The sequence below is a fragment of the Thermogemmatispora sp. genome (genome assembly GCF_019683755.1).
GTDB lineage: Bacteria > Chloroflexota > Ktedonobacteria > Ktedonobacterales > Ktedonobacteraceae > Thermogemmatispora.
Genome location: NZ_JADGHT010000257.1, coordinates 1 through 6,786, shown reverse-complemented (window position 1 = coordinate 6,786; position 6,786 = coordinate 1). Strand labels below are relative to the sequence as shown.

Below are 6,786 nucleotides of genomic sequence, written 5' to 3'. Positions count from 1 at the left end.
CGGGGGCTGGGAGATGTGTATAACCCACACATCCCACACTAACGTCCATAAAGGCATGCCGCCGGGGACCCCTGGCTGAAGCCAGGGGTCGTTGACGCCTCTGGTATCCCTCGCTCCTCACGAGGGTTTTGCCCTCCAGGCTTGACGTGCTTGCCCTCTTCTGCCAGAGCAGCGGACTGGCGCTTAGCTAGAGCCAGTCCGCTGCTCTGCTTTCTTTTGCTTGTTTCTGCCTTTCCAGGGGCTTTGTCTGGGCCTGGCTTGGAGAGCAGGCGCCTCACTTGTACTCGCTTATTAAAAGGGAGCTGATAACCAATTGTTGACCAGAATGTGTCGATATCTCAACTTGACTTTAATGCGATTTTTATTGACACTCTATGTAGCTACCTGCTATGGTAGCATGGCAATTTTGGGCTTTGTGCGAGCAAGGGGTCCCGCCGCAGCCACCGCCCAAAAGCCAGCAGCCGCTTTCTTCGCTGCATAGAGTTGGTCCAAAGAGAAAAATCTCCCCTTTCCTGGCGTTCTTGAAGAAGAGGCGGAAAAAGCTAGCTACGACCGCCGGAGCTGGTTGACGACTGGATTAGACCGTTACCTGAACACAGAGGTTTTTTGCTCATGAGCAGCCAGTACCCTCAAGGCAGAGCCGGTTCACCAGATGCACGCAGACAGCAGTTTGTTATGATGAATCTTTTATTACGCGCTGTATCCGCTATATATACGGTCGATGAACTTTTCCAGTGGCTCTGCTACGCTTTCATTGAACACTTCCAGATCGAGCTGATTGAGTTTTGGACACCGCTTCTGACGCCGGCCCGCACCTCCGTGCTTCATCTGCGCACCATGCTTCCCCGTGATCCCAACCTGCCGGAGCAGATTACGTATAATGAACAGATGCTGCTGATCGCCCAGCGTCTGGCCTTTGAGCAGCGCCCAGTCCAGACCTTTGCCATTGAGATGCTCTTTCCTCCGCAGCAGGTGGGCCTGCTGCATCAATATGCCTGCCACTACTGTCTTGGTGGTTTCATGAGCAGCCCTGTTTTACTTCCCGCTCCGCCTGCCACGCCGGGACCCCAGGAGCCGCTGCCTTTTGCGCTAACCTATCTTTTCTTTACGAGCTATCCGCCTCAAGCGGATCTGCAGCATGCGATTACGACCCTGCTACGGCAGGCGATCGGCCTGGCTACGCAGCGCGGCTTGCTGCTCCCTTTGCCGACCGCAGCCTCTGCCGCGCCGGGGCCGAACATGACGGTTCCCGGCACAGTGCTGGCTTCAATGCGAACTCCAGGCCCAGGCCATCAATCGCAGCCAGTGCCTCTGACCGCCCTGATCCCGCGGCGTAAAGAGGATGCCGAGCTGCTCACCTCTGACAATCCCTTCGCGCGCTCTGCAGCCATCAGCGATAAGCGCGCTCGCCGTCTGCATGCCGCGATCGACGGTGTCCAGAGCATCGCGGAGTTAGTCCATAGTACGGGTATGGAACTGGCCGATGTTCTGGCCGCTTTACATATCCTTGTGAAGATGCGGCGGGTGGAATTGGTCGATCCCGACGGGCATCCCGTCAACGCTGAACGACTCTTTGAGTCTTGAGCCAGCTCGCTCCCGCTCCCCGCCGAGGCGCTCTGGCCTGGCCTCTCGTCCGACGACCGGGCTCTGTCGCGCTCTGGCTTTTTCTCTTTCTCTATCGCTCATCTATCGGTTGGTTGCTTCTAGCTTTGGTTCGCTAGGAAGGAGGCAGACGTGGGTCTCAGTTGGATGCCCATCGTGCTGGCAATTATTCTGATCACGATTACGCTCTTTGTGACTGTGCGCGTGGTCATTGCTTATCCCCAGGTGCGCAGCACGCGCCTGCTGATGCTGGGTATCTCTATGGGGATGATCGCCCTCACCGGCCTGGCCGATTTGTTGTCGATGCTGGTGACAAGCGTTACTTTAAATACCGACTGGTTCCTTTATTTGGGCCAGGCCTGCGCCTATCTGTTTATTCTGCTCAGTCTTGTCAGTAATTCAGACCAGTATTTGAATGCTCTGCTTCGCCTTCAGATCATCTGCTCGCTGGCCGCTCTGTGTATCGGTCTGCTCTCTCCTGTTTTACCTGATCTGCCCAATGTATGGCTACGTGCCACTCTGAGTGGCTCTCGCTCTCTTCTCTGCCTGGGCATCTTCTATATGTATACGACGGCCCTACTGAAGAAGCCGACGCGCTTCGCTTTCCTGATGGGCACGGCCTTCCTCTTCCTGGGCCTGGGCTATCTGATGATTTTCCAGAAATATTTCTTCGTGAACTCTTTGCTGATCGATAATATCGGCGATGGCCTGCGCATCATTGGACTGCTAGCGATGCTCCTGGCAGTGCTAGGGAGCTGAGGAGGCGCTGTCGGGCCAGACCGGTCACCATCAAGCCAAAAGAAGAACGAGGCCAGGAAGGAAGGCAGAGGGGATGGCACTTTGCCCCAGCCCAGGCTGACAGAGTTTCCCCCTTCCTGACTTTACGCTTGGTCCTGGTCTTCCTGGGAAACTTCTCTGGCCGCGGCGCCGAGGCAGCCTGGCTGTAGCCTTCTTTTGTCCAGAGCACTGCTGGCTCTCCAGGCTAGCCGATCCTTTCAGGCCGGCGACTGGTCAGGCGACTGGGTGGCTGAACGGCGGTCTGTGACCTGGGCCAGGGGGAGAGCGAACCAGAAGGTTGCCCCCTGGCCAGGCTGGCTTTCCAGCCCCACCTCACCGCCATGAAGCTGGATAATGGTGCGGCAGATATGCAGCCCTAGCCCCAGCCCGACAGGCGAGCCTTCCTGTACGGGGATGCCCGGCGCGCGATAAAAGCGTTCCCAGATGCGTTGCTGCAGCTCGAGCGGCACGCCCGGTCCCTCATCACGCACCAGCACTCGCGCTCGCTGATCTTCGACACACAGACGGACCTCTATAGGCCGGTCGGGCGGCGCATAGCGAATGGCATTGAGCAGATAGTTGGTCAGCACCTGACCAATGCGCGCGGCATCGGCCTCAACAATGACCGCGCCAGTATGCTCGATCGAGAGGCGAATGTCACGTCCCGGATGTACCTGCTGCTGAGCTTGCACGACTTCGCGCACAATCGCCGCCAGATCAAGGTGCCGACGCACTAACTGCAGGGTCTCCGACTGAATACGGGAGAAATCAAGTAGGTCCCCAACTAGGCGATCCAGTAAATCGACTTGAGCAATCGAGCGGTCGAGTAGCTCGGGAATGCCGGCCAGGCGCTGGAGTACAGGATGCGACTGCCAAGGGGATTGACCTGCGCTACCCTCCCCAGGTGCGCCACCACTACTGAGATCGCGACCCAGAGCACTGGCCTTCTGTAGGAGCCGTTTGATGAGCTGGGCATTGGCCTTGAGGACCGTCAGGGGAGCCCGCAGCTCATGGCTGGCAAAGCTGATGAATTCGTCCATACGGCGATTGGCTTCGCGCAGAGCCAGGACGCTGGCGCGAGCCTCGGCCCGCTCTTCTAGCAGATGCTCGCGCTCCAGCACCAGGGTGGCCATGCGCGCCACTGCCGCGGCCAGAGCTAATTCATCAGGGCTGTAGCGATGTTCCTCAGCCCCATAGTCTACAGAAAGTACGCCGATCAGGCGCTCTCGCAGACACATGGGGATGATGAGCAAGGCTCGCACCGGGTAGCTACGAATCTGGCTCCGCAGATGACTGAATTCGGGCGCTTCAAGATCAATGTGCAGGCTCTCGCCAGCGCGTAGGCGCTCCAGCAGGGGCGCACTGAGAAAGACGCTTAATGGCGCTCCAAGTACGCTCTCTTGCCAGAGTCGCTCTTGCTGCGGCGTGACCCCGGTGACAGCCACATGCTGAACACGCTCGGTTTCTCGCTCAAGACCGAGCATGGCCACGCGCTGACAGCCCAATACCTGGCGCGTCAGTTCGCCTAAGCGCAGCATGATGAGACGCGTTTGGCTCTCCCGCTGGCCTTGCTGGATGGCAGCCGGCTCGTCATCCGCCTGAACCAGGGCTTCGGCCATCGCCAGGAGCGCATTGAGCGCGGTGTGAGCACGCTGCTCCAGACGACGCCGCGCTGTCACTTCCCTTCCGATCACGATAGCGCCAATGATCCGGCCACGACTACCACGCACTGGCGCACCGCTAAAGCTGAAGATGGCTTCCTCACCATTGGCAAGCGGTAGGCTGATCTCAAGTGCATGCTCACCCGCGATAGCCTCTCCTTCCCACAGCATGCGTCTGAGCGGCAGAGAGGCGGGAGTATCGTTCAGCAGAGGCAGAAGCGGCTCGCCCGCAGCGGCGGAGACCCCCACGGCCTCGCCCCCCTTCTTCCCTTCCTCGTCCTTAGCCGTGAGGAAGGCCAGACGGGCGTGATCAGGCTGTAAGAGGGGCAGGAGCCGACGCGCTACAGTGTTCAGATAGACGAGGCGTCCTCGTTGATCATAAAGCAGAACGCTGTCCCCAATGGCCTCTAGTACGGTCCGCAACTGGCGCCGATACAGCTCAAGCTCGCGCCTCAAGATGGCTTCGTCTGTACAGGAATCGAGCCGCTCTAGCAGCGAACGCAGCTCCTCCTGTTCTCTTCTATCACGGCACTGGAGCAGTCGCAGGAGATATTGACGCGCCTGCTCGTCGGCAAGTTGTGCGCGCTCGGGATAGGCGTTCAACCAGAGATGACAGGCTTGGATGAAGGCTAGCAGGGCTTGCAACGAGGCATAGGCCTCCGGCAAGAGCAGACGCCGTAGCTCTTGCTGGGCCTGCTCTGCCGGCTCACCCGGTAAGAGAAGAGCGGCAGCAGCCCAAAGCAAGGCCCGCTCCAGATCGGAAGCCGGTTCGGGCCAGCTCTCTAGAGGCCCAGTCTGCCCGGCGAGTAGTTCAAGCCAGGCGGCACCGTCCTCATCGCTCGTCGGTAGCTGGAACAGGCTAGCAATGGCTGAGACCCCCTGGCCTTGGCTGAGAAACCAGGCTAGCCAGTAGTGCAGGCAATGAGGTACCTGCCTCAGATAGCTAAGGAGGGTAAAGAGTCGGGCACGAAAGATTTCAGGCAGCAGGCTGGTGCTACTGATCAGTTGCTCTTGCTGCCGCAATAGCTCGAACTGCAATGGATCAGCCCCAGCAGCAGCCAGATAGGGAGGTTGCAACTCAAATGAGTCGGCGTTAGCACTGCTAAACGATTCGCTGCTCTGCATGGATCACCAATGTTGCGGATGGCGCAGGTATAACCAGGAGAAGGCCAGGCCGCCAGTCCCCTCGCTCTTTCTCACTATAGTAGAGGGATACAAGTTGTTGAGGAAGAGAGCCGGAAAGCATCCAGTGCTTTGCTCTCCCTCACCTGCTTGCGACGCATGCTTGTCAGGACCTCAGCGCCAGCAGGGAGAGAGACCACACCATAAGTGATTCTGGCTTTGCTCTGCGGTCAACCCTTCTCGGCCCCTTCCTATCCCTTCGCTCACGTGTCTATGACCTCTGGCCTATCCATCGGTTTCTGCACTGACAAGGGCTGTCTTCGCTCAGCTACTCTTCTAACTAACGTTCAGATGGTTAGTGTCAGAAGAACGCTCGCCAGGATGACAGGCACATTGCTGGCTTTCGCTCTTGCCAGATTGAGAGGCCGGGCAGACGCTGGGCGCAGGTATGATAGTGCATAGACAGGCGCTCCTGAGCCAGATACCTTCTGCTTGCTTGTGATAGTTGCACCGATTCTAAGAGCAATCACCCTTTTTACAGCAGGAACCGCCAATCATATGAACCACTTGACATCTCTGCACCAATTGTGTAGACTCAACCTTAAACATTCGTGACTGCCTCTGTGCTATATCTCTAGTCTACCTGCTCTGCTCTCAACAATCAAGCAGAAGCAGGGAGGGGGTTGCATGGCGATCAAAGCCAGAAGAGCGCTGGCCAGCCAGGTGCGTCAGCGGCTGCGCATCCTTATCAATACAGGTATTTATCCCCCTGGTTCTCGTCTTCCCAATGAAGAGGTGCTTGCCGAGACCCTGGGAGTTAGCCGCACAACATTGCGCGAGGCTCTGCAAGGTCTGACTGAGGAAGGGCTGATTGTGCGCCGTCATGGGTACGGAACCTTTGTGAATCAGCGCCTGCAGCAGGTCAAGAGCAGCCTTGACCACAATTTCGGCATCAGTGAGCTTATCCGGGCCACGGGACACACCCCGGGCATGCGCGATGTAGTCATTCAGACCCTGCCTGCTCAGCCCTCTGTCGCCACGCGGCTCTCTCTCGCTCCCCAGGATGAGGTGTTTGTGATTGAGCGTGTCTATTTGGCCGATCAGCGCCCGGTGGTCTTCTCGATCGAGTTTCTGCCGGCGACCCTGCTACAAATGGCCAGCTATGAATTGACCGATCTCTATAGCAACTCGCTCTATGAATTCTTAGCCCGGCAGCTTGGCCTGCCGATTCACCACGGCATCGCCCAGCTCCGGCCCTTGCTGGCCGAAGCCTGGCTAGCGCAGAAACTTGATCTGGCTCCTGGTACGCCTGTGCTCTACGTAGAGCAGGTCGATTACAGCCTGGAACAGCATCCCATGCTCTTCTCACAGGAATATCATGTCGCTGATGTTTTCGAGTTCGTGATCTATCGTCGTGGGCCTGGCGAGGGCTGAGCCCGCGTGTCAAGCCGTTCGGGTCCGTATCTTCTTCAGCTCTGGTAGGCTCGCCAGGATGGTATATAATAGGGGTTGTGGGCGCGGCGCCACCGGCGCCGCTTGCTCTGCTCAATCACGCCTGGAGCTTGCAAGCATGAGTACATCCGCGTCCTCCTTTACCAGGTACCGGGTCGCCGCTATCCAGTAC

4 protein-coding genes are annotated in these 6,786 nt (G+C 58.1%); 3 read left to right on the top strand and 1 reads right to left on the bottom strand.

All coding sequences use genetic code 11. The annotated features are described in order from the left end of the window. Positions 1–675 precede the first annotated feature (675 nt). Both IRZ24_RS14945 and IRZ24_RS14940 read left to right on the top strand, forming a co-directional pair. Positions 676–1,584, top strand: coding sequence for a hypothetical protein (locus IRZ24_RS14945; RefSeq protein WP_297165626.1), 909 nt, complete (start codon positions 676–678; stop codon positions 1,582–1,584). A gap of 150 nt (positions 1,585–1,734) precedes the next feature. Then, positions 1,735–2,361, top strand: coding sequence for a hypothetical protein (locus tag IRZ24_RS14940; protein WP_297165624.1), 627 nt, complete (start codon positions 1,735–1,737; stop codon positions 2,359–2,361). Positions 2,362–2,597: 236 nt separating this feature from the next. Here IRZ24_RS14940 and IRZ24_RS14935 read toward each other — a convergent pair whose 3' ends face one another. After that, positions 2,598–5,165 carry an ATP-binding protein gene (locus IRZ24_RS14935; protein ID WP_297165622.1) on the bottom strand — a complete coding sequence of 856 codons (2,568 nt, stop codon included), beginning with the start codon at positions 5,163–5,165 and terminating at the stop codon, positions 2,598–2,600. A gap of 684 nt (positions 5,166–5,849) precedes the next feature. Here IRZ24_RS14935 and IRZ24_RS14930 point away from each other — a divergent pair. Further along, entirely contained in the window at positions 5,850–6,596 is a 747-nt protein-coding gene (locus IRZ24_RS14930) for a GntR family transcriptional regulator (RefSeq protein WP_297165620.1), read from the top strand. Positions 6,597–6,786 lie beyond the last annotated feature (190 nt).